General features: G+C 67.8%; 1 protein-coding gene. It reads left to right on the top strand.

The features are described from left to right. Nucleotides 1-16: 16 nt before the first annotated feature. Nucleotides 17-466 (top strand): AMP-binding protein (locus IF00_RS0140450; RefSeq protein ID WP_030327139.1); only part of this gene is annotated, 450 nt, incomplete at its 3' end.

Genomic DNA, 466 nt, shown 5'->3' with positions numbered 1-466 from the left:
CCTGCAGTGCTCGCCGGTGTCGTGGGACGCGTTCGCCCTTGAGGTCTTCGGTCCGCTGCTGCACGGCGGGGTGTGTGTCCTCCAGCCCGGCCAGCACACCGATCCCCATCTGATCGCAGAGCTGGTCGAACGGCACCAGGTCACTTCGCTCCAGATGTCGGCGAGCCTCTTCAACCACATGCTCGACGAACACCCGCAGACCTTCACCCACGTCAAGGAGGCCATGACCGCAGGAGAAGCGGCGTCCCCGGCCCACACGGCCAGGGCTCTGGCCGATCACCCGCAGCTGCATCTGCTGAACGGTTATGGTCCGGCGGAGAGTATGGGGTTCACGACGGTGTTCGTGATCGAGCCGGGGGTGGCCGCGGGTGCGGCGAGCATTCCGGTGGGTGGTCCGTTGGCCGGCAAGCACGCCTACGTTCTGGACGCGAACCTGGAGCTGGTGGCCCCGGGGGTGCCGGGGGAG

Source organism: Streptomyces flavochromogenes (assembly GCF_000717595.1).
Lineage (GTDB): Bacteria > Actinomycetota > Actinomycetes > Streptomycetales > Streptomycetaceae > Streptomyces > Streptomyces flavochromogenes.
Note: the sequence above shows the minus strand (reverse complement) of the source record. Positions and strands in the feature narration are given on the sequence as shown.